Genomic DNA, 24,395 nt, shown 5'->3' with positions numbered 1-24,395 from the left:
AAAAGAAGGAAACACATCATGAAATCTATCAGAATTGGGTCGGGTGCAGGGTATTCAGATGACCGATTGGAACCTGCTCTTGATATCATTCGAGATGGCGACGTTGATTATATTGTGTTTGAATGCCTTGCAGAGCGTACGATTGCCATTGCACAGCAGCGAAAAATGAAAGAGTCAAAGCAAGGTTATGACAGTCTGCTTGAGTATCGAATGGCGCAAGTCTTACCGCTTTGTGTAGAAAACAACGTCAAAATAGTCACCAATATGGGCGCGGCCAATCCAAAAGCGGCTGCCGAAATGGTCAAGCAAATCGCTGAAAAACAAGGTTTGCACCATTTAAAAATAGCAGCAGTCACTGGTGACGATGTATTCCCAAAAATTGAGCGTTATCAGAATGAAACACTGCTAGAAAATGGTAAGCAAATTAAAGAGCTTGGCTCGTCAATCGTTTCGGCAAATGCGTATATTGGCGCGGCAGGTATCGTACAAGCGCTTAAGGCAGGTGCCGATATAGTCATCACGGGTCGAGCCGCTGATCCTTCATTATTTCTTGGCCCCATGATGTACGAATTTGGCTGGTCCTTTGAAAATGCTGAATTATTAGGTAAAGGCACCATAGGCGGGCACTTAATGGAGTGCGGCGCTCAAATCACGGGTGGGTATTTTGCCGATCCTGGCTACAAAGAGGTACCAGAGCTGTGGAACGTAGGTTTTCCAATCATGGAAGTGACTGAAAACGGAGAATACCATATAACTAAATTGGCGAACGCTGGCGGTTTGGTATCGTTAGCCACCGTAAAAGAGCAATTGCTTTATGAGATTCATGACCCCGCTAACTATTTGACGCCAGATGTCATTGCTGACTTTTCTAGTGTCCAAGTTGAAGAAGTGGCAAAAGATGTCGTTAAAGTGTTTGGTGGTTCAGGAAAACCAAAGACGGGCTTGCTAAAAACGAGTATCGGATATAAAGATGGATATATTGCCGAGGCAGAAATTAGCTACGGCGGTGCAGGTTCAGTTGAAAGAGCCAAGCTGGCCAAAACCGTTATGGAAAAAAGACTGGCTGCTCAAGATATTGAACCCATTGAAATACGCTATGATTTTATTGGACTCAACTCTTTGTATGCCAATAAGACTTTTGATATGCAAGAAGCACCTGAAACGCGGCTTCGTATTGCTGCAAGAACCGAGGATGAGGCAGTCGCTAATGCCATTGTGCGAGAAGCAATGTCACTTTACACCAATGGGCCAGCAGGTGGCGGTGGTATTCGCTCAAATATTAAAGAGATAGTATCCATAGGCTCAATACTCATTTTCGAAGCAGACACTGATATCAACGTTTCATATTGGGAGGTATGATAAATGAAATTACGTGAAATAGCCCATTCCCGAACAGGTGATAAAGGCAATATATCCAATATCTCTCTTATTGCTTTTAAAGAAGAAGATTACGAGCTTCTCAAAGACAAGGTCACTGAAGGTATTGTCAAAGAATGGTTTAAAGACATTGTACAAGGGGAGGTTGTTCGTTATGAGCTACCGACTCTCAATGCATTCAATTTTGTGATGTACGGCGCGCTGGGCGGCGGGGTGACCAAGTCGTTAGCGCAAGATATGCATGGTAAGAGCCTAAGCTCTAAACTTTTGGATTTAGAGATATAAACAAGTCAGTAATTTGTCGTAGGTCTGGCGGCTATATATAGCATTTTTCAAAGCCAAGTATCCAAAAGAGTGCCTTCATATCAAGGTGCTCTTTTTTATTGAAAGTTTGTGGATGAGTATGAAAGTAAAAATGCAAAACATCAAAAAATGTCATATTAACGAGACAGCTTGTGGTTAAATGAACAAGAATAAAAAGAAAGAATAAGGTAGCATCAGGGTTATAAATCAAGTCTACATTTGGCTAAAAGGGAATTAAAAAATGAAAGGGATTACACGTTTTTCGAATAGCTTAATGGAAAAGTATTTACCAGATCCATTTTTATTCGTCATTATCTTGACGGTTGTCATCTTTATCCTTGGTCTAGGATTGACTGACTCTTCACCCATACAGATGGTCGCATTTTGGGGAGAAGGATTTTGGGCATTACTCGCATTCTCCATGCAGATGGTGCTGGTACTAGTAACTGGCTTTGTACTTGCAAGCAGTCCCATATTTAAAAAGGGACTTGGTAAACTTGCAAGCTTTGCTAATTCGCCAGGCAGTGCCATTATTTCAGTGACCTTGGTGTCACTGGCTGCCAGTTGGATAAACTGGGGATTTGGCTTGGTGATTGGTGCGCTATTTGCCAAAGAGCTGGCGAAGCGCGTTGAAGGCGTTGATTATCGCTTGCTGATTGCCAGTGCTTACTCTGGGTTTATTATTTGGCATGCAGGGTTCTCAGGATCCATCCCTTTATCGATTGCGACAGAGGGTCATCCATTCGCGGACAAGATTGGTATTATTCCAACGAGTGCCACTATCTTTGCCACTTATAACTTAATTATCGTTGTTGCGCTCGTGATTATCGTACCTGTATTAAACCGTCTGATGATGCCAAAGGCAGAAGACACAGTGACCGTCGATCCCAAACTCTTGGTTGATCCCATCGTTGAGGACGTTCCAGCAAAAGCTGATATGACTCCAGCAGAGCGGTTAGAGAATAGCTGGATGTTATCAATGGTTATCGGTCTGATGGGCATTGCTTTTATCGTTTATTACTTTGTGCAGAATGGTTTTGCCTTAACGCTCGATTTGGTGAACTTTATGTTCTTATTCCTTGGGATTATATTCCACGGCACGCCTCGTAAGTATCTGATAGCGGTTCAAGAGGCAGTAAAAGGCGCGGGCGCTATCATCGTACAGTTCCCATTTTATGCTGGTATTATGGGCATGATGACTGCCTCTGGTTTGGCGGCTATTATGTCAGAGGCGTTTGTTAATATCTCGACAGCAGAAACATTGCCGCTTTTTGCATTTCTGAGTGCTGGACTTGTCAACTTCTTTGTCCCTTCAGGTGGTGGACAATGGGCGGTACAAGCGCCCATTATGCTAGAGGCGGCAGAGATGCTGGGTAGTGATCCAGCAAAAGTGGCGATGGCAGTAGCGTGGGGTGATGCATGGACCAATATGATCCAGCCGTTCTGGGCATTACCGGCACTTGCCATTGCAGGACTAAAAGCCAAAGACATCATGGGTTTCTGTGTCATTGTTTTGGTTGTCAGTGGCGTTGTGATTGGTTTGGGATTGCTGTTCTTATAAAGACAATTTAAAAGATGCATATATAGCCTTGCCTTTAGAGGTAAGGCTTTTCTACGCTTGAATACCAAAAGGATAACTACTATCCATGGTTTATCGGAAAATGGTAAATGTTAGAAAATAAAGAGGGTACATACGGACGTCATATCCTGCTGGTATAAATTTTCTTTGTTGGCTGTTTGCCGTCGTGACAGATGCTTTGCAAAATTCATCCCAGTAGAACTATACTTTTTTAAAGGGGATTGACTATGTTTAATAGCATATACGACTGTTTTAATTCGACAGGATGTTGAATGAATACAAGAGTTAAAAGGTACCGATAGACTGGTTACGGGCTTACCTGCATCTGCACTGTTCAAGCGATAGTATTTTTATTTTTAAGGAAGATCATGATCTTACAAACACTGAAACAGACATTCATTTATAAAGTAATGGTAGTGGGATTATCGTGTGGGTTAACCATGTCAGCTACTGCCGATCTTGGGAAGGTGAGCACATTAGTGAATAACGGCATAGCGACTGCCCAAGCCACTCTTGGCCATATGTATCTTACTGGAAAGGGTATTAGTCAAGATGATGTTAAAGCGTTTAAAAGGACTAAAGAAGCCGCTTATAGAGGTCGAGCATTTTCGCAATATGCGCTCGGAGAGATGTACAGCAATGGCACAGGCGTACGTCAGAATGATACTAAGGCCATTGAGTGGTATGAAAAAGCTGCCAAACAGGGCAATGCTAAAATTCAATACAATCTTGGAACGCTTTATCAAAATGGCGACGGTATCCTGCAAGATGATTATAAAGCAGTTGAATGGTACCAAATGTCAGCTGATAAAGGTTTTGCACCCGCTCAGTATAATCTGGCTGCAATGTATTATGAGGGTCAAGGAGTGAGTCAGGATTACGCAGAGACACTAAAATGGCTAAGAAAAGCTGCTGCTCAAGGATATGCGAGCGCTCAAAACAATATCGGCGACATGTACGAAACGGGTAAAGGGGTTGAGCTCAATGACACAAAAGCAGCCGCATGGTATCTAAAAGCTGCAAATCAAGAAATAGCTGAAGCGCAAAACAGTCTTGGTTTGATGTACTTCGAAGGTAGAGGTGTGGAGCAAGACAGCGCCAAATCGAAAGAGTGGTATAGCAAGTCTTGTGACAATGGATATCAGCCTAGTTGTAATGAGTTGTAGCTAATATTAGTGGTATCTACGGTGATAAATCTAGCACTAACGCCAGATACAACAAAGCCCCTGATATCAGGGGCTTTAGAGGTTCTATAAGATAGTATAGAACTATGTATTGGTACCAGTGGTCGGACTCGAACCGACACGCTTTTAAAGGCAACGGATTTTGAATCCTTTGGCTATCTCAAATAACTAGATATACTTAACGATAATAAGCAATGAGTAGAGATAAAATATATTTATAAACAATGGCTTAGGGTTAAATTAACTATATTTAGCTATAACTAAAAAGATGTAACAATATTTTTCAAGTATCAAATAAGTATCAAAATTACTTTTAAAAATTGGTTTGTTTAACTAGTTTTAGATCTCGTCGTTAATTTTAATATGATGAAACGCATTTATGTAACGGACTTCGATTCAGTTAAGAGTACCAAAAAAGTTATCAGCAGATTGTACAAAATATTAAATTGTATAGATTGTAATAATTAAACTTTGACCCAACCGTTTATCCCTAATTATTACATTGAATGCGCAGCATATCGAATCAGCTGCGTACATTTATTTATTGCTTAGCCAATAAGCTCTCTAGTACATAATTCTTTATTATACATTAGATACAAGCAGTCCTTAGTAGTCCAAATGCATTTAATATCACTGATCCTCTTCAGATTCGAGCGATTGTCATTAAACTATTGATTTAGCGCGTTTGGATAGTCGAGCTTATTATTTGCTTATGCTTCCTAAAGGTGCAGATGACCTTTTTTTAATATTTAGTACTCTTCATAAGTAGCTTTAAGGTCACGTTAAGACATTTCTTTACCAAGGATCCATATTAGTCCAAGCATAAACATAACCGAGAACCTCTAAGCTGTCTGTTTTGGATTTAGAAATTTTCTCATCTGGATATTCCTTGTTCTTACATTGTAGTAGCAGGCCACCATCAGACTGACTAAATAGTGCTCTTACCCCGTAAAAGCTATCCGTTCTTATCAAGTAAAACTTGCCGTTTTTTATAGTGCGTTTAGTTAAATCTACTGAGCACTGTGCACCAATAGTGATTATCGGCTGCATGCTATGGTCTTCTTGATTATAGAATAGGGTCTTACTTAAGTTACTGTTTGTCCGTTCAGCAATTTCAGATTGCGACCTTAATGGTTGTTCTACATGTTTAAAATTTTCTATAAAAACACTTAAATTGGGATATTTCTTTATCTGTTCTAAGGTCGACCTATTTTCAATAAAATCATCCGCTCTTTCCTCCCATTCTAGCCACTCTTCATACTCTTCGATTTGACGCTCTTGTTCAGCAGAAGGCTCGTATCGTTTTTCAAACTCTTCATGCTCACTAAAAATCTTATTCTCAAACTCTTCTTTTAAAAATCTAATACTATACGGAAGTCTAGGTTCTAAACCGAGCTCTGTAATGTAATGATCCCTCATACTTTCTTCGTAAGCGTTCATATAGTCCATAGCGTCGTCAATATCTTCATAAGAACTATAAGGATATTCACCATTCAATAACCAATATTCTGATTCACCTAGAACCTGTGAAAGGCGGAGTAAATATTCGCCACTTGGTTTGGCTTTACCAGCTAACCATTTTGATATGCTTCCTTTAGAAACCCCCGTAGTTTTAACAATATCTACTTGTTTAAGTCCTTTCGCCTTCATGCACTCTTTAATTCTATTAGCCATCTGTTTTAGATCTTCACTCACAAATTTCCCCTTAACTCATAAAAAGTTTCTTGTATTTATTTTATCACGAGAAACTTTTAAAAGAAATAGCATAAAATAGTGATTTCTTATGCCATAGCTACTTATACCCTGCTATACATGAAAGTTACATTACTTAACAATAATAATTTAGGTTTCGATTGATTTTGATAGTTTCGAGAGTAAACTATACTTACTAGTATTTAGAAGTAATAATCTATATCGACAAGGAAAGAAGTTATGTATCGCAAAAAAACTTGGTCAGAATATACAGATGATGAAAAAGAGATTTTAAAACAAAAAGTCATTGAAGCTGCTCCAAATACTCCTTTTTCGCCTGAATTCGCCGCCGCCTACATAGGCAAATCATTGCACACGTTGCAGCATATGCGTTGTCATCAGTCTCAGGCTATTACTTACAGCAAAGCTGGCAGACATATTTTATATCGTAAAAAACATCTTGATGAATATCTCGATAATTGTGAACAATCATCTACAAGCAGTTATTAGATATGCAATCGATTTATAAAAATATAAGTTCAAGAGGTTGAAAGTGGAATTTTTAGAAAATCTTCAATGGCTTTCAAGAGCTTATAGTTAAAATCATTAGATCAGGCTGGGTTGAAATATGAGTAATCTACTGATAAACGAACCGCCATTACAAGTATTGCCTTCACTTGCCAATAAGATAGGGCTTAATGAAGCGATCGTTTTGCAACAAGTACATTACTGGCTTGCTCACGCCAAGACAAAATATGATGGAAAAATGTGGATTTATAAAACATTTGAACGGTGGCGTGAGCAAGATTTTAAGTTTTGGAGCAAAAGAACAATTGAGCGTATATTTAAAAACTTAACTGACATGGGTTTATTATTAGTAGAAAAACTGGCGGACAACAAACAAAACCGAGTTAATTTTTATACGATTAATTATGAAGAATTAAATAGGATTAGCGCAGATTTGGGTAAAAAACCGCTTGAAAGTACCGAAAATAAGCATAACGACAAATTGTCTAAATCCTATACGACAGATTGTCATGATGGATCGCGACAGATTGACGATGCGGATAACGTCAGCTTGGCATCATCCATCATCACGACAGACTGTCGTGATGTTAAAGAGAATAAAGAAGAGACTAATAAAGAAAATACAGAAGAAAGCGTTGTCGCCTCTTTCGATGATTTTGATAGTCAATATGAAATATACAAAACGCATTTACAGGCGGCAGGTGTATTATCCCTATCTGGATTCATCAATGAGCAAGAATTAAGATTAGAACTTTATGGTTTCCATTCATACTGGTTTGAAAAAAATCTTAGTGAGTCGGTACGCATTGCTAAGCTAGTCAACCTATTTCAGAAAATGGATAAAAAGCGAATCAACAAATTTAAAACCAACCTTGATGAGCATACTCCATTACACCCTAGTCATATACCTGTTGAAGCAATCTCAACAGCCAAAAAACAGCATGACCCTAAAAGTATAGCTGCCATGATTGCTGCCGCTGAAACAAAAATTGAGAGGAAATAATGAATCATTTATATAACACAGGTCTTGAGCAATCTGTAATTTCTACGCTTATCTCAACAGATAATGCCTACGACAAGGTTGTAGGAAAAGTAAAAGCTGATGACTTTTATGCAGGTGCGCATCGACTAATATATGAGTCTATCGAGTCACTAGCTACATCTGGGCAGCCATACGACAGAGTAATGATTATCGATAAATTATTAGCCGATAAGAGAGATAAGGCTATTATCGAATATATATCGAATGAGCTGCAAACAATTGCACCATCGATTTTTAATATTGAAAGCTACATAGAACGCTTAATTGATTTATCGCAACGTAGAAAAATCAGTGAATGTTATGAAAGAGCAAAACTTAAAATTTCTAATTTTGATTTAGCGCCTATCGATTCTTGGAGCTTAACGGCTGAAGATGTTAATGCAGTAATGCAGGGTACAGTCAGCGAGGTCTACTCAAACATTAGTCAACTTATAGAAAACTTTGTAGAAGATTTAAAACACAATGCCACTGCAGGGGTTTCACCAAACATTAAAACAGGGTTGGTCGAGCTCGATAATAAAACAATGGTCATGAATGGTGAGATGGTGGTTATTGCAGCTCGTCCTTCAATGGGTAAAACAACATTGGGGCAGAGCATCGCTATAAATATTTCTCAAAATGAAGACGGTGTTGTTGTGTTCTTTAGCCTTGAGATGCCAAAAGCTAGTATTGTTAAGCGTTTAGTAAGCAGTATGGCTAACATACATATGAGCAAAGTGTTTAGCGGACAAAATCTAGATACACAGGATTGGGAAGGTATCATGAGTAACAAAAAGCGCATCGAGGCATTACCGATGATTATTGATGACCGTAGTGGCATCACTACAGGACAGATGCGAGCCACATTAAACCGCATACGCCAAAAACACGGCAGAATATCGGCAATCATAGTAGATTACATTCAGTTGATCCGGGCTACTAATCTAAAAGACAATCGAGAAGGGCAGATTAGAGACATATCGTCAGCTTTAAAAGGATTCGCTAAAGAGTTTGATTGTCCAATGCTTGCGCTATCGCAGCTTAATCGTAGTTTAGAAAATCGAGATAACAAACGTCCGATTATGAGCGATTTACGAGATTCAGGCTCTATTGAGCAAGATGCTGATCATATCATCTTTATCTATCGTGACGAGGTTTATAACGAAAGGTCAGGTCAAAAAGACATTGCTGAGTTGATTATTGGCAAACAGCGTAACGGCTCGATTGGTACTGTTAAAGTTAAGTTTGAAGGAGAATACAGTCGTTTCGCTGATCTCGCTTAAAGCTAGTGTTATGAAAATTCGTTTTAACCTATTTACGATTAATTCTGAAAATGGTGAGGAATATATTACTTTATCAACAAGCACTCAAATTTATGGCTGAACAGACAGGAATAATAAATCAAACTTATGGAATGAAGTCAACAATGGGAACTACAAACTTAAAACCGAATCAAAAGCTCATTAATTTAAATAGAGACAAATTGCTTATACATCCGCAAGCTGAGCAAGCTTTAATAATTTGGCAAAGACTTAGGCTCAGATCATCTTCTGTGAGCATTAGATATCTAGATAAGTTTTATTGCCCACCTATTAGAGTAATCAAAAATAGTAGTGATACATATTATTTTATTGGTGATTTTGAGAGAGTTAATGACTTATTAAGAGTAAGAGACGTGGACAGTTATCCATGTCTTGTTACGCCTGAGAGCATCAAAGATATTCAAATGCTGGCATGGTCTGAAGTAGTACAACTTACTAATTTAAAAAATATTAATCATCTAGACTTGTTTAAGGCGCTTAAGCAGACAGCGCCTAGCTCAGTTATTTGTAAATTGATGCGCATAGAGGTTTTATCCGTTGAGTCGTATTGTCAATATGCAGGTATTAAAAAGGCAAGCTTTGAGTATCAACAATGCAGAAGATCTATTGAGAACGATGTGATAGGTATTCCAAAAAACATGGATTGGCTGGTGAACTAATTATGATGAATTTGAGTAGAGATGAGCTAAAAACAGCTCTCAATAAGTTAATACCTAAAGATTCCCCTGACAGTCTAAAAATACAAAATTTGATTATTTACGTAGTGGGCTTTAGGCCAGACTTTGCTCTGAATATAAACTCCACTATAAATTTATTTGAGGTGACTTTTACAAGAGATGAATGCGCTAGCATAGCTAATACGATTATTAAAGAGCAGAAAATTGAAGAATGGGCTGTCTCATATATGCTCGTAATGTTTTATAAAAGATATGGAACGGTAGATAGCAAAAACAGTGCTTGGCAGTTTATGAGTGTTTACCTACAAATAATTTTAAGGATCACACTGCGAGAGGATAATCACTTTGCTAAGGTCAGTCAGTTAGGCGTTAGAGTCAGAATGGGATTAAATTCGCACAATCCTCAATCTGAAATAATAAATGAGCTCATTGGTATACATGCCCAGCAGAGTTCATTAGAAAGTGTACTAAATGCTATTCGCCAGTATGAGGCTTTAACTAAGCAGTCAGAAGCGTCAAATAAGGTTGTCAATACAAAGCTGGCAGCAAAAATTAGCCGCATTAGGCTCGCCTATGAGGTTGTGGCGGAAGATAAAGCGTTTATTGGCAAGACTTATTCTAAGTCTGATGACACTGACAATAATAGTGTTGGTTTAAACAAGGTTTTTCTTGATAGTGATGATGAACCACTTAGAGCCACTATATTTGGGATAAGTCACCAAAACGATAATGTGTCCTCCAATGAAAATTTAGCTGATGATGATCCAGAGAAGCTTTTAGATAATGATTTTAAGCCTTCTAAGTATACTGCTAAGTCTGCTGAGCTGCAGCAATGGAAACTCAAAAATAACTTTCGCCACGCTAGGCGCAATCAATTTGGCTTTCCAACAAGCTTAAGGCAGTTAAGTTTACTCAGTATTCAAAAATTGTTTAATAGAGTTTGGCAGCTTTCAATGGTTACGGATGATGATAGTCGTTTTGGCTATGTAGTTATCTTAATGTCATTCCTTAGTGGACGTAAGATCCAAGAAGTCATTAATGAACTTGGCAAAGAGAAAAGCCAACGCACGTGGCTCAGCAGTAAAAAAATAATAGGTGAAAGCTACTACACTTTGAAGATTGTAGTAAACGTTACTATGAATCGCAGAAGTCATCTACTACAACATCGCAAGAGCATTGATAACGAATTTATACTTCTTTTACCTACTCAGTTGCATTCCATTATTGACGCAGTCAATATCGAAAATACAGATATATCTGAAATACTAAAAGACCTACAAGAACAATTAGACCTGCCTGCACTCAGTTATCAACACATAAATTCAGCTCTATACCTCATCATAAAAAATAAGTTAAATGAGCCGTTGCACGCTGATTTAATCACTGGTGTTGACGTTAGACATAGCTCGCCTCTTTACTACACAAGCATTGATTCTAATAGTATTGAGAATACATATAGAAGTGCTATTTTGTTAATGAGAAAATATTGTCCTGATATGATTCAATCACAGCTTCGTCAAGATTACAAAACTAAATCAGAAAATATAGAGCGCCAGAGTTATATCGGTAGTGATATGGCTTTAAATAAACTGACATGTCAAAAGTTCTTTTCAGAATTAGCGAATGGAGCCGAAAGTTTTAATGGATGCCTTGAGCGAAACTTAAGTATTCGACAGGATCGTTATATAGAGCAGTTTAATGCCTATGGTATTTGGCTATGGCATATTATCATGATTCAGACAGGTATAAGACCTGTTGTACATGCGCCAGGTGTGTTAAACCAGCTTGATTTTATAGCAGGGTTGTTTTGGGTCTCTGATAAAGAAGAGCGTCAAGGACAAGAGCAGGGAAGACTCATACCTTTAAGCAAATTTTTAATTATAGCGATACAAAATTATATTGAATATATAAAAGAATTTGCTTCACTGCATAATGTTATATATCCCTCTGAGCAGTTTCCCATAGATGATATTTTAAACTCTCGCCAACCTCTTATTCAAATCTTTAGTAAAAACCCTAAGGGGTTTTCAGGCATTACACCTAGCAAAGTTCGCTATCAATTAAAGAGATTCTTTAGTCATCAAGACAATTGGCTGAGACACCAGTTGCGATCAATGTTAGTAAATAGAGCGCCAGAGCACTTGATATGCGCTCTTTACGGTCATGAACACCCTGATCAGGAGGCGATGCATCCAATGTCTTCATTATCAATTAATGAGCTAAAGGGAATAAGTAACTATTTGGATGAAATTGCTTATGAACTTAATCTGAAACAAGTTGAGGTGACTATATATGTCTGAGCTAGTTGCACATAAGCTAAGAGCTGAGAATCGTAATAGCGCTCATGAGGACATTAAGAACGAAGCTAAAAGCCTTGTTAAGTCTTATATGAACTCTAATCCACTCTGTAAAGGTATAGATCTGTTTGATTATTACCAAGATATAAATACTATTTTAGAAATCAACTTTGACACTCCTCTTAGTTTTCAGCTGGCACGTCAAGGATTTTTAGAAGTTATTCGTATATATAATAAAAATCATAAAGTTTATCTTGATGAGCCAGTTGTTCCTGTCTTAGCAGAGAGAGACAGCTTGAGCATTGGTTATGATTGGTTCGTAAAGGGGTCACAGGTCAGTCAAGCCAGCCGAGAAATGATAGAAATATGGCAAAGGAAGGTAAAGTTCACTACCAATGATTTGGTCGAATCCGCGATATTCTGCAGCATTGTCTACGGCGGCCTTAACGATATTGAAGTATTAAAAGCATTTTACGAATGGCTTTTGGCTGAATCCGAAGTCTATAGAATAGATTTACCTAGTGAAGGTAATACGGTAGGTGTTGAGAGTGTACCGATTATTCTATTAGTTATTGACGATAATAGTTATGGGTGTTGGGAGTCATCTAGTAGAAACTCAAGTGATACTCCTGACAGCGAATTAAAACGCTATGTTGAGTATGTTCCAGATGACGTAACGTTGTGTTTTTTATATGCGTTAAAGGATAAAGTTTTTAAAAAGGGAGACATTAAATCTTTCGATACAATAATTAGTGATATTAGTAGAAAGCTTTCACTGCAAAACAAAGATAGGACAAAGCCACATCTTTCACACCTGATCAAATACGCTAACTATCACTGGAGACAATTAGAAGGAGCTGATATTGATAATGCATTAGCTACGATCAAGCAGGGTAAAATTAAAACTACAAGTCTACCTATAAATAAGCTGCTTAGTTACAATAAAGAAGAAATTAACTCTAATGTTAAACAGCTACAATGGAATGAGTTATTTGAACTAGATTATTCTAAGCCTATAAATGCAAGTAGAGAAAGTATAAGTTATCCTGCGTTTAGTAAAAATATGATCAGAGCAATTCAGGAAGAGCTTAAAGATACTAGAGTAAATGCCATAGATGGTATTGAGCAGTTACAGAATGAGTTTCTTCAACCAAACGCACAGCGCATACTAGGATGGGTACGTCAGTTATTGGATGATAAAAGTTTAAATCAAGAGAGCATAAGCAAATATTTGGGGTGTATAGGGCGCGATTGGTTGATGCTGACAATTAATGAGGATATAGATAAATGGGACGGCGAAGACTTTGAGGTTATTTATGAGCAAGTTATTCAGAGCAAAAATAAAGATGGTCGAAAAAAATCAGTCATAAATAAAGACTCTAATTTTGATGATAAGCTAGTAGGTAGTAATGATCGTTCGTACATGAATAAGCTTAGAGATGGTCAAGGGTTTACTTATGGTCGTTTAAGAGCTTTTCATGATTATCAGCGTGAGTGTCATGATGCGCCCTATGTATATTTTGCATGGCGTAATAATAGGCAAATCGTCAAAGCTAATATCATTTCTCCTCGCATCTACCATGCTATGAAAGTATATGTTGACGAATCAAAGTTAGAGCTTGAGCAGAAAAGAATTTGTCTAGTTGTTCTGAGTATTGCTTATAGAACAGGGCTACGGATAAAAGAGCTCATTGGTATTAGAGTTTCAGATATTGCAGATATTTATACTGACAATTATAATCAAGAAATTGATGAGCCTAAGATTTGGATAAGACCGAATCGTTATCGTAGACTTAAAAGTAGCAGTGCAAGTCGTGTAATACCTATTAACTGCCTTTTAAAAAAAGATGAAATGGATTTGTTTATCGAGCTTTTTAAGCATCAGAAACGGTTAAAACGGAAATACTTGTTCTCACAAGGTTCAGGTAAACAGCCATTACCGAGTACGTTCTTTAGTAATATGATGAAGTTAATTTGGGATAGACTGCTTGGAGAGCATGACTTTACTTTTCATAGCTTTAGACATACAGCCATAAGCCAACTGGCTTTAGTGCTAGGTAAGTCTTCCTTAGCATCAATAATGACAGATTATGATGCTAAGCAGCGTGAGACTATTATTGAGGGTATCCTTGGCTACCATAAAGCACAAGGATCATGGTTTGGGCTGGCAAGTTTTGCAGGGCATTTGACACCTGATACAACATTTGAGCACTACATTCATACTGCCCACCTGCATACAGCAATACAGTTAGCTGATGCTAAGTTACAACTTCCTTATACAGTCTTTCAGCAAATCACAGATTTAAAATATCAGACTATACATAGACAAAACAAAGATGTTTACGATGCTAAGTCTAAAAAGGTAAGACTTAGCTTGCTAAGATCGTACTTAGTTAAAAGCTTAGTGACTAATAAGAACCCTTTATTTGTTGATAGTCTTAATATTTCTACAAATTCGCCAGTCATAGAATCTAATAGATTAGCATCGCAATCTATTTTTATTCATCAAAAATATTCGGATGTGATTGCCTATTTAGAAGAGCTACAGAAACTTAACTTAGAAAAACGAGATAGACTATTGCCTGAGGTTGCTATAAGACATGGCATTAATATAACCGAAGCTAGACAGTTATATTACAATGCAAATCTGATTTTTGCTAGCGATGAAAAAATTTTACTAAGCTCGCCGAATGGTAGTAAGAATCAAGAACTGTTAGTTAAAGCATTAGAAAAAGCATATCAAATGTCTATTCATGAACCCGATCAACTAAAAATGTTTGTTGAAATATTCGTAGCGAAACAGAATATAAAAACATCATCTATACATTTTGGGATCAAGCCTAGTGAAATAAAGATGTTAGAGCAGTTCTTAGAGGTAGGATGTAAACTTATTAATGCACTACACTGGCAAATTAGAGCTTCAGGTGAAAACGAAGTAACTCAATTAAAACGATGTTTGAAGCTAGATAGTCAGATACGTACTGGAAGTCGTCAAAATTTCCATGGTTATGAAGTTAGGGTAGTGCAGAAAAAAATCAAACGATCAGATAAGAATATGGCTATATCTGAGAATTATTATGCTTCATCAGGTGTGCTGAAGTATCTTGGATATTTATTGAGTGTGCTGATTTATATAGAGTAATTTAGCTTTAACTACTCTAAATTAACTTGAATAATTTGAAAGCATATTATAACTAAAAAATTTTAGTCAAGCTTAATTCCTATGTAGAATTAGGAAATAAATTAATTATGATAAGCTGCAAGTAAACTCATACAAAAAATTGGGTCTTAATAATGTCCTAGTATTTAATTCTTCTCATCATTATAAACGTTGTTTATGTCTATAGTTCGTAGTAATCAACTTTGTTTATTGATAATATCGATATAATCATTTATCTGAGTAGGTGTACCAACGTTTATGCTAGCAAATAATATCAACTGGAAAGATATAAAAAGCTATGAGTATTCACAAAACACAGCCTTTGAAGAGGTTGTTTGCCAATTAGCTTATAACGAGAACAAAGAAAATGGTCAATATATTAGAGTAAAAGCTCCTGATGGTGGCGTTGAGTCTTATTTAATTTTAGACAATGAAGAAGAGATTGGCTGGCAGGCTAAGTACTTCTTCGATATTCAAGATAGTCAATTCAAGCAGATTAAGAAATCGTTTGAGACAGCTATCACAAAGCACCCAAATCTGGTGAAGTATTACGTTTGTTGTCCTATTGATAGAGCAGACCCAAGAATACCAGATAAAAAGTACCTTCAAGATAGGTGGAATGACTTCGTAGAAGATTGTGAAGCGATAGCGTCAGATAAAGGAATGACCGTTGAGGTTGAGTTTTGGGGTGCTTTTGAACTTAATAATAAACTTCAAAAACCTGAAAATGCGGGCATGGTTCAATTTTGGTTTGGTGGGGATAGCTTTTCTAAAACATGGTTTGCCGAACAGGTCAATACGTCTATTAAAAATTTAGGACCAAGGTTCACGCCTGAACTCAACGTGGAAATACATGGGATCAATCATTATCTTGATGCTGTATTGAAGAATAAACAGTCAAGAACCTATATTTTTGAGAAACTTAACTTGCTCTATAAAGCACTTAAAAGTTTAAAAGGATTTTGCGATAAGTATGGGTTAGATTTAAAGGATGACTTTAGTAAACTATCAAATTGCTTAGTAGATAGTTGGCAAAATATATCAAGAGAAGACGCCAACGTCATCCTAATTGGAAATACTGATGACATAGCAGTTAAAGAAATAGTAAGGTTATCTAGAAGCATTCTCGATAAAATTAGTAATGAAAGCAGAACAATTGAAAGTGATAGCGATAGACGAACGTTTCAAAATGACATGTACGAATTTAGGAATGCTATTGATGATTTTGAAGTTGAGTTACAAACATTTAATTTATTTAATCATCCCTGTCTGATCGTTTATGGCGATGCGGGCATTGGCAAGTCTCATCTATTGGGTGATTTTTCAAACAAGTTGATTAAAGATAATAAGCCCAGCATTTTCGTTCTCGGTCAAACATTGACAGACACCACGAACCCTTGGACGCAAATCTTAAAAGATGAGCTAAGACTTGACTGTAATGAAGATGTATTTCTAGGTGTTTTAAACACCATAGGTCACGCTCAACAAGAGAGAGTTCCTATTGTCATTGATGCTTTGAACGAAGGCAAAGGACGTTCATTCTGGAAAAATACACTGGCAGGTTTTATTGAAAAGTTTAAAAAATATCCTTGGGTAGCATTGGTACTATCAGTTCGAAGTGAATATAAAGAAGGGATTTTAACTAACGTACAGCAAGATATCGAGGATAGTATAGTCAATGAGATTCACCATCTTGGGTTTCAGTCTAACGTTTTTGAGGCGGTTCGGTCATTCTTTGAGTACTATCAGTTAGCTTTGCCCAAAGAGCCGTTATTAACGCAAGAGTTTAGGAATCCTTTATTTCTTAAAATTTATTGCGAGTATAGAAAACACGCAAAAACCGATGACTTCACAATGGTATTGACAGAAGTTTTCGATAATTACTTCTCATCAATCAATGCCAAGATAGCTGATGAGTTTGGATATAGACCTGCTCTTAATTATGTGCAAAAAACACTGAATAAGTTAGCTGAAGAAATTTTTCGTAATAATACTCAATCGTTAACTTATGAAGATGCAATTCAAGTTGTCGATGCTCAAACCTATTCTTTAAATGCAGATGCATTTTTGCAATTATTGATTGACGAGAACCTACTGATTTCTTACCAAAATCAAAGAGATAATAGCGAAATACTTTATTTCTCGTATGAGCGTTTTTATGACTATTTGACCGCTGAATTTATTTGTAATGACAATGCGACACTGAATGATTTAGAAGCTTACTTAAGTTGTGATATATCAAGCATAATGTATAAAAGCCAATATCTATCACAAGGCACATTGAGTATCTTAACTGTGCTTATTCCTAGCAAATTTGAAGTTGAGCTGTTTGAATTGTTAGATAAGGATAAAGTTCATCAAAACTATTCTTTTGGCTGTGCTTTCATTGACGGTTTGTACTGGCGTGACAATAGCAATTTTGATTTGAGCAAGTGCAAAAGTTATATAAATAAAAGTCTTTTGAGAACTAGAGGACTGTTTGCAGAATTTATAAACCTACAGTACAAGGTAGCAGGTAAAGAAAATCATCCATTAAATGCTAAAAAGTTGCACGAGTGGCTTTCAAAGTATAGTTTAGCTGATAGAGATGCGTTTTGGACGACACATATTAGTGATAGCTATATCAATGATGATTCTGCTATTTATACGCTTATCGACTGGGCAAAAAAACAAGGTTTTTCAGAGAGTTTAACCGATACTAGCAGATACCTAGTCGCTGTTGCCCTTAGTTGGGTTTTTACCAGTACAAACATTAAGTTACGAGACAATGCCACAATAGCATTGACTCGCCTTCTGCAAAACCATATTCATGTTGCGGTTCAATTGCTATCAACCTTTCAAGAAGTAGATGATCCTTATGTGTTTGAGCGTGTTTTAGCTTCAGTGTATGGTGCAATATTATCGTCACAGAGCCATGAATCAATAAATGAGATATCCAGTTTTATCCTTAGCAATATTTTCGCTAAAGAAGAGGTGTATCCTAATGTTCTTGTAAGAGACTTTGCTCGAAATATCATTGAATATGCTAATAGTCATAATTTAGTAGGTTTTAGCGAAAGTGAGCTGAAGTTAGCTAGACCATCATATAAAAGTGTGTTTCCTAAAACTATTCCTAGTAATGAAGACATTGACAATGAGTACGCGAATGATTATGAAGATAAAACCATTCCTAAACATCGTTTTGCTCAAGATAAAATTATAGACTCAATGACGACAGAGTATGGTAGAGGTACAGGTTGGTACGGTGATTTTGGGCGTTATACCTTCCAGTCAAGTTTAGACGATTGGGAAAACGTGCAGATTGATAAGCTTAGTAATTATGCCATAGAAATAATTTTTGATAAATTTGGCTATAATTCAGAAAAACACGGCGAGTTTGACAACAATATCCCATATACAGGTCGTAGTGAAAATAGTGTAGAACGAATTGGTAAAAAATATCAGTGGATGGCAATGTATGAAGTAGTAGCTAGAGTAGCAGATAACTTTAAAATGACAGATCCATCAACACGTTGGAAAGATGATAAGAAATACATATGGTACAACGGTTCTGTAGAGCCTTCTTTTAGAGATATAGACCCTACATTTATTCCCCCTGATTCAACAGATATTCGTCTAATAACTTATCCCAATTACAATGGTTGGAGCGATGATTTCGAAGAATGGGTAGTTTCAAAAGATAATTTAGTTGATTCAAAAGAAGTCATTTTAAACGACTTCCAAAATGAAGAATGGTTGTCTTTACATAGGCATATTGACTTTAAGCCTAATAAAAAGTTGGGTGATGGTAATTATTCTGGCTCATATCAAAGTATGTGGTATATGGTCAAAGCATACCTAGTAAAAAATGAAGATTTTGATCTGATCGTAACAAATATAAAAAATAAAAACTTTATGGGTCGATGGATGCCTGAGCCTGTAGAGAGGCATAACGATATATTTAACTTAGAGTATTACTGGTCGCCTCTACTTGAAGTCTATGAAAATGAATATTACGGTAATTCTGGGTGGCAAAACATATATGAACGCCGAGCTGGTTCAAATGAAGATAGTTTAGGTGAAGTCTATGTTTGTTCAGAAAGTCACATTTCAGAAGGGATAAAAAATCGTGATTTAGGCTATAACATCAGCGCACCTGCTAAGTTACTATTTGAAGCGTTAGATTTAAAAAATGATAAATTTTCTGGTTCATGGGTTAATGAGAATGATGAATTAGTAATGTTTGATGCTTCTTTTTATGGAAATAAGTCTGGCAACAACCTAATTGTGAAAAAGGACGTATTAGAAGATCTGCAAAATGATACTGGATGTAAGGTAATTTGGACAATACTGTCCGAGAAGATTGCGATGTACGGAGGTACTAAATCAACTGAAAAAAGGTTAAATATTTCGGGTGTATATTACCTAGAAGATGGCGAGTTGGTCGGTGAGGATTTTTTCTTTACAACTTGAGTTTTATAAGTATACGGAAAACTAAAAATTTAAGAGTTTCCTGGGGCAAACTCCAATATTAAGCACACTACCTAAGTAAAATGCTAAATACGGAAAGGGTGCTAACGCTATATATCGTAGTACGTTAGCACCCTTTTTCACTACTGCCAATATTCAATTATCATCAATATTTATTCATTACACTAATAATTTCAATCTGAACCGCCCCGGGATTGTCGGAGACTTAATATTCTGAGAGAATACGACAATGAAAAAACAAACCTACACTCCTGAGATTAAAGAACGCGCCGTTCGCATGCTGATTGAAGCGTCGAGCGACTATCCTTCCACATGGTTAGCGATTCAAGCCATAGCGTCAAAGATTGGCTGTACGCCTGAGACCCTGCGATCCTGGCATAAAAAGCACATAGACCAAACCATTCCCGCCTCAGTGCAGGCTCAAAGTGACAAAGAGCGTATCAAAGAGCTTGAACGCGAATACAGAGAACTCAAGCAAGCCAATGTGATTATACGTAAGGCTGCCGCTTTTTTCGCCCAGGCGGGGACGGGCCGTCCACCCAGATAATGGTTCAGTTTATTGATGACTATAGAGGTAGTTATGGGGTCGAGCTGATCTGTAGAGTATTACCGATTGCCCCATCAACCTATCACCGTGCTAAAGACTTGGAGAGCTACCCTGAAAAACGCTCACTGCGCAGTCAGCATGACGACTACTATCTCAGCGAGATTAAACGCATCTGGCAGGACAGCAAATGCCGCTATGGTGCGCGTAAAGTCTGGTAGCAGATGAAAGCTGACGGGTTAAAGGTTGCTCGGTGTACCGTCGAGCGTTTAATGAGACAGCATGGCCTACAAGGTGTCTGGCGCGGTAAGGGTAAAATAACAACTCACAGCCGTGATGATCAAAAGCGTGCTGATGACTTGGTTAATCGTAACTTTAGCGCTCATCGCCCTAACCAGCTCTGGGTGGCAGACTTTACCTATATCAAGACGACAAGCGGCTGGGTGTATACTGCTTTTATTATTGATGTGTTCGCTCGTGCCATTGTGGGCTGGAAAGTATCCAATCGCATGAACACCGATATGGTGATGGCCGCGCTCAATCAAGCGATAGCAGATAGGAATAATCCCAAAGATGTGATTCATCACAGTGATCGAGGGGTTCAGTATTTATCCATTCGCTATACTGACAAAATGTGTGACTCTGGTATCATCGCTTCTGTCGGCACGACTGGTGATTCATACGATAATGCACTGGCTGAAACGGTCAATGGACTCTATAAATCTGAGGTAATTGACTATTTAAAGGAGAACTGGACTGGTATCAATGATGTTGAACTGGCAACCCTTGAATGGGTGGACTGGTTTAATAAAATACGACTGCATAGCACGATTGGTTATGTGTCACCCTTTGAGTTTGAAAAGCGGTATTACGATAATTTAACCCTGTCAGGCATCGCTGCCTGACTCAAGTAAATCACTCTCCGATATAGTCGGGGCGGTTCAGTCTTATCATTGTTAAAGAACACCAAGTGAAGGCCCTCAATCAACACATCCAGGCCAAGCGCAAACAAACTGGCTTGAGGTCGAGCGTTTGACTTTAACTTGCGCTTTAACGGCTTATCTTTGTCTTTATAAATACCGACATGATAAGCCCAACAAAATGCTAAGGCGTTCACTGCGACTAATTTACTGACCCGATCAAGATGGGTTAAGTGGGTATCTTCAAGATTAAAGCCACGACCCTTTAGACAAGCAAATAAAGTCTCAATTTCCCAACGCTTAGCATAGCTTGTCATCGCATCCACTGTTTCTAGTTGATTGGTTGCGACAATCACTAAACCATAGTCTTTATCACGCTTGGCAAATACTCGAACCAAACAACCATCGACAGTCAGTATTCGTCCATGTCGATATGTTTCTTGATGGCTAACATGGCGCAATAACTCTTTAATCTGTACCAACTTGCCATGATGATTCTTAACTTTACTGTTCTTCTTAATCCGTATGGCAAAGGGTATGTGATTATTGGTGAGCCAGTTAAACCATTTTTCGCCAACAAACTCTCTGTCTGCTACTATCATCTCAAGGTTATCTTTGCCAAATTGCTTGATAAACCGCTCAATAAGTTCACAGCGTTCAAGATGGTTTGTATTACCTCGCTTATCTAGCATTTGCCAGTATAAGGGGATGGCTATCCCTTTATATACCACCCCTAACATAAAGATGTTGAGGTTACTTTTACCCCATTTCCAGTTGGTGCGGTCAATGGTTAAGGTGACTTTGCCTAGCCCAAATAGTCGATATATCATTAAAGCCAGTTGATCGTAGTCTATCCTCGCTTCGGCAAAAAATCGCTGTAGTCTGCGATAGTGACTGTCGGTCTTGCCACCCTTAGGGAGGTGTCTTGCTATTTTTTTTAAGATTACTGCTTTGAGCAGTAATCAGGGCTATTATCATTAGGCTCAAACAATTGATTCTTGCCTTGTTCATGCTCAGGTTTTGGGTTAAAGTTTCACTAAGTCTGTTAAAGTTTGGCATGGTCTGATTCGTCTTGAAAATTACTATTATGCCTTTGCTTTAACAGACTTTTTTGTTTTTTTGTCGTGTGCAGAGAAGTACCAGATACAAATGTGTGTATTTTACAAAGATGATTAAAAGAAAAAAGTGTCACATTTCAAGAAATATTATTAGATACACGAAAAGAATTAGCACATAAATATTTAGTAAAGCAAAGAGTATCTGCTATTTATGTTGGCTTTGTGTCCATGACTAAAATTTAGTATAAGCATTGAAATTTCGTATGCTCTGTAATCAGAAATGGCTAACTTCATAATAATAAGACTCTGACGTGATTCTCACGACTAAGAGATTTAAAATCTTAAAGTGACCATTATTTTATAAACTTATATTTAGGAATCTACTATGGAAAAGGTATTTAAAAAGGCCATCACTACTATTATGCTACCAACGATTTTTTTTGGTATATCTGCCTGTGCTACTACTAGCAATAATAGTATTGATAACGATGGAGATAGCCGACGTGTTGGCAAAGTCGCATGGAATAACCAAGTAGATACTGATATTAGTAAGATGCTAGCAGAACAAGTGGCTAATGACGAAACTCGCCTGATATTCATCCGAAAAAATGATAATGATCCTGAGCAAACCAGTGCCAACATCGCAATCAACGACAGATTTCAAGTCAGCCTACATCCTGGTAACTACACCGCCGTCAACTCTTGTGTAGGCACAAACCAACTAAGCGCTCATGCCACTGGCTTTAAAGACAATAACTTGCTCGCTGAGCAAAAAGATTACCAATTAGCTAGTGGTCAAACGTACTTCTTCTACGTAGACATGGACGAAAGTGGACAAGGAACACTGGATCAGATAACAACAGAGAGTGCATTGCCATTATTAGCAACCAAACGCTATCAAACGCACCAAATTAGTCGTGTCGTCCCCAACTGTCCTACACCAGTGATTGCAATACCACCAGTAACGCAGCCAGCACCAGTAGTAGAACAACCAGCCGTATTAACTGAAAAAATGACTATTGAACTCGAAGTACTGTTTGACACCGACAAATCTATAGTAAAACCAGACTACTATTCTAAGATCTCTGAAGTAGCAGAGTTTATGGCGCAATATCCTAATACGTTAGTTACTATCGAGGGACATACTGATAGCCGTGCTAGTGAAAAATATAACCAAGCATTATCACAACGTAGAGTAGATGCTGTAAAAGAAGTGTTAATCACTCAATTTGGGACTGCACCTGAGCGTCTGAATGCCATTGGTTATGGTGAGTTACAGCCAAGAGCCAGCAATAATACTGTAGAAGGCCGTCAGCTTAATCGCCGTGTGATTGCCATTATTGAAGAGCGACCAAATAATTAATATCAAATAAATTTCATAACCACTGAAACCGTGCCATATAAAATCTAAAATGGTACTGCTATCATTAAAAAAAGGTAACCCAATGAATACTGTCATCGTAAAAATAAATGATGCTACTCAGACCATTGACCAAATATCTGTTGTCACCAAAGATGGTGTCCCTACGGTAATCACTGCTACGAACAAAGTGAACTATGAGTTTCACGATACTGCTATTGGTCGTGCGCCTAACCATATTATTACTAAACGTGTCAAGAACGACTTGCATGTCTCATTTGAAAAAGAAGGTCAAGAAAGCGACCTGATTATAGAAGGGTTTTATGATAATACAGATAGTGCCTTGCTCGGAATCGCTGAAGATGGAGAGTACTATTACTATATTCCAGATACTGGCGAAACCTATGATTATGTAACACAGCTAGAAGAGGGTGCGGTAGAAGGGCAGGCTTTGGGTGGCCAAGAGTATGCTACTATTATACCTTGGTGGATACCGGCTGCTGCTGGTCTAGGACTGGTCGGTTTAATAGCTGGCAATAGTAATAGTAGTAGTGATAAAACACCAGTAGCCCCTCCTGTTAACAAGCCGCCTGTTGCTACCGATGATGTTGCTAAAGGTGAAACAGGTCAGCCCGTCATCATCGACGTGGTAGCGAATGACAGCGACCCTGAAAACGACTTAGACCCAACGACAGTCAAGCTGATCGACCCTGTGACAGGCAATGAAGTCACCAATGTAGTGGTAGATGGCGAAGGTACTTGGTCCGTTGATGGCAGTACAGGCAAAGTGATCTTCACACCAGTGTCAGGCTTTACAGCGGATCCAACGCCAGTGGACTATGTGGTGTCTGATAAAACGGGCGAGAAATCTAACCAAGCGACCATCGCCGTTGACTATCCAGT

At 37.8% G+C, this 24,395-nt stretch carries 14 protein-coding genes, 2 pseudogenes and 1 other annotated feature; of the genes and pseudogenes, 14 read left to right on the top strand and 2 right to left on the bottom strand.

What is annotated here, in order from left to right; translation table 11 throughout:
- The first annotated feature begins 18 nt into the window (after positions 1-18).
- From FW759_RS11960 to FW759_RS11945, 4 genes are all read left to right on the top strand, one after another.
- Entirely contained in the window at positions 19-1,359 is a 1,341-nt protein-coding gene (locus FW759_RS11960) for an acyclic terpene utilization AtuA family protein (RefSeq protein ID WP_446443102.1), read from the top strand.
- A 3-nt stretch (positions 1,360-1,362) separates the two neighbouring features.
- Positions 1,363-1,662, top strand: coding sequence for an AtuA-related protein (locus FW759_RS11955; RefSeq protein ID WP_446443101.1), 300 nt, complete (start codon positions 1,363-1,365; stop codon positions 1,660-1,662).
- Positions 1,663-1,921: 259 nt separating this feature from the next.
- Positions 1,922-3,241 carry a short-chain fatty acid transporter gene (locus FW759_RS11950; RefSeq protein WP_443528539.1) on the top strand — a complete coding sequence of 440 codons (1,320 nt, stop codon included), beginning with the start codon at positions 1,922-1,924 and terminating at the stop codon, positions 3,239-3,241.
- A 458-nt stretch (positions 3,242-3,699) separates the two neighbouring features.
- Complete coding sequence (locus tag FW759_RS11945; RefSeq protein ID WP_446443100.1) at positions 3,700-4,425, top strand: tetratricopeptide repeat protein; 726 nt, start codon at positions 3,700-3,702, stop codon at positions 4,423-4,425.
- Between the two features lie 813 nt (positions 4,426-5,238).
- Here the strand turns inward: FW759_RS11945 and FW759_RS11940 are convergent.
- On the bottom strand, positions 5,239-6,138 hold the full coding sequence (locus tag FW759_RS11940) for an XRE family transcriptional regulator (protein ID WP_446443099.1): 900 nt from the start codon (positions 6,136-6,138) through the stop codon (positions 5,239-5,241).
- Positions 6,139-6,375: 237 nt separating this feature from the next.
- Here FW759_RS11940 and FW759_RS11935 point away from each other — a divergent pair, with 237 nt between their 5' ends.
- The 8 genes and pseudogenes from FW759_RS11935 to FW759_RS11900 all read left to right on the top strand — a co-directional run bounded on the left by FW759_RS11935 (position 6,376) and on the right by FW759_RS11900 (position 21,059).
- Entirely contained in the window at positions 6,376-6,645 is a 270-nt protein-coding gene (locus FW759_RS11935; protein ID WP_201611550.1) for a helix-turn-helix domain-containing protein, read from the top strand.
- A 118-nt stretch (positions 6,646-6,763) separates the two neighbouring features.
- Entirely contained in the window at positions 6,764-7,666 is a 903-nt protein-coding gene (locus tag FW759_RS11930) for a hypothetical protein (protein WP_446443098.1), read from the top strand.
- Positions 7,667-7,686: 20 nt separating this feature from the next.
- Positions 7,687-8,967 (top strand): annotated as a pseudogene (dnaB, locus tag FW759_RS11925) (replicative DNA helicase); the annotation flags it as partial.
- Between the two features lie 92 nt (positions 8,968-9,059).
- Entirely contained in the window at positions 9,060-9,665 is a 606-nt protein-coding gene (locus FW759_RS11920; RefSeq protein WP_289048758.1) for a hypothetical protein, read from the top strand.
- A gap of 2 nt (positions 9,666-9,667) precedes the next feature.
- Entirely contained in the window at positions 9,668-11,983 is a 2,316-nt protein-coding gene (locus FW759_RS11915) for a hypothetical protein (protein ID WP_446443097.1), read from the top strand.
- Positions 11,976-15,122: a site-specific integrase gene (locus tag FW759_RS11910; RefSeq protein WP_446443096.1), complete on the top strand. Its 3,147-nt coding sequence runs from the start codon at positions 11,976-11,978 to the stop codon at positions 15,120-15,122. Before FW759_RS11915 ends, FW759_RS11910 begins: the two co-directional genes overlap by 8 nt.
- Before the next feature lie 276 nt (positions 15,123-15,398).
- Positions 15,399-19,592: an NACHT domain-containing protein gene (locus FW759_RS11905; protein WP_446443095.1), complete on the top strand. Its 4,194-nt coding sequence runs from the start codon at positions 15,399-15,401 to the stop codon at positions 19,590-19,592.
- Positions 19,593-19,839: 247 nt separating this feature from the next.
- Positions 19,840-21,059, top strand: a pseudogene (locus FW759_RS11900) (IS3 family transposase).
- Positions 20,115-20,231, top strand: a sequence feature (AL1L pseudoknot). Its footprint overlaps the pseudogene before it by 117 nt.
- Here FW759_RS11900 and FW759_RS11895 read toward each other — a convergent pair.
- The gene (locus FW759_RS11895; RefSeq protein WP_446443145.1) at positions 21,023-22,006 is read right to left on the bottom strand and encodes an IS4 family transposase; all 984 of its coding nucleotides are present in this window, start codon (positions 22,004-22,006) and stop codon (positions 21,023-21,025) included. The pseudogene FW759_RS11900 and the gene FW759_RS11895 overlap by 37 nt on opposite strands.
- A 511-nt stretch (positions 22,007-22,517) precedes the next feature.
- Between FW759_RS11895 and FW759_RS11890 the strand changes: the two genes are divergently transcribed.
- Positions 22,518-23,495, top strand: a complete 978-nt coding sequence (locus FW759_RS11890; protein WP_102092621.1) for an OmpA family protein — start codon at positions 22,518-22,520, stop codon at positions 23,493-23,495.
- Between the two features lie 82 nt (positions 23,496-23,577).
- Positions 23,578-24,395: Ig-like domain-containing protein (locus FW759_RS11885; RefSeq protein ID WP_443509632.1), on the top strand; the 818-nt coding region annotated here is incomplete at its 3' end.

This window comes from Psychrobacter sp. 1176_08, from assembly GCF_052850615.1.
This window is presented reverse-complemented; position numbering and strand designations above follow the sequence as displayed.

What these genes read in the sequence shown, in the direction of transcription:
- FW759_RS11960 (WP_446443102.1), top strand. Translation starts at nt 19, where the DNA reads ATGAAATCTATCAGAATTGGGTCGGGTGCAGGGTATTCAGATGACCGA.
- FW759_RS11955 (WP_446443101.1), top strand. Translation starts at nt 1,363, where the DNA reads ATGAAATTACGTGAAATAGCCCATTCCCGAACAGGTGATAAAGGCAAT.
- FW759_RS11950 (WP_443528539.1), top strand. Translation starts at nt 1,922, where the DNA reads ATGAAAGGGATTACACGTTTTTCGAATAGCTTAATGGAAAAGTATTTA.
- FW759_RS11945 (WP_446443100.1), top strand. Translation starts at nt 3,700, where the DNA reads ATGTCAGCTACTGCCGATCTTGGGAAGGTGAGCACATTAGTGAATAAC.
- FW759_RS11935 (WP_201611550.1), top strand. Translation starts at nt 6,376, where the DNA reads ATGTATCGCAAAAAAACTTGGTCAGAATATACAGATGATGAAAAAGAG.
- FW759_RS11930 (WP_446443098.1), top strand. Translation starts at nt 6,764, where the DNA reads ATGAGTAATCTACTGATAAACGAACCGCCATTACAAGTATTGCCTTCA.
- FW759_RS11920 (WP_289048758.1), top strand. Translation starts at nt 9,060, where the DNA reads ATGGCTGAACAGACAGGAATAATAAATCAAACTTATGGAATGAAGTCA.
- FW759_RS11915 (WP_446443097.1), top strand. Translation starts at nt 9,668, where the DNA reads ATGATGAATTTGAGTAGAGATGAGCTAAAAACAGCTCTCAATAAGTTA.
- FW759_RS11910 (WP_446443096.1), top strand. Translation starts at nt 11,976, where the DNA reads ATGTCTGAGCTAGTTGCACATAAGCTAAGAGCTGAGAATCGTAATAGC.
- FW759_RS11905 (WP_446443095.1), top strand. Translation starts at nt 15,399, where the DNA reads ATGCTAGCAAATAATATCAACTGGAAAGATATAAAAAGCTATGAGTAT.
- FW759_RS11890 (WP_102092621.1), top strand. Translation starts at nt 22,518, where the DNA reads ATGGAAAAGGTATTTAAAAAGGCCATCACTACTATTATGCTACCAACG.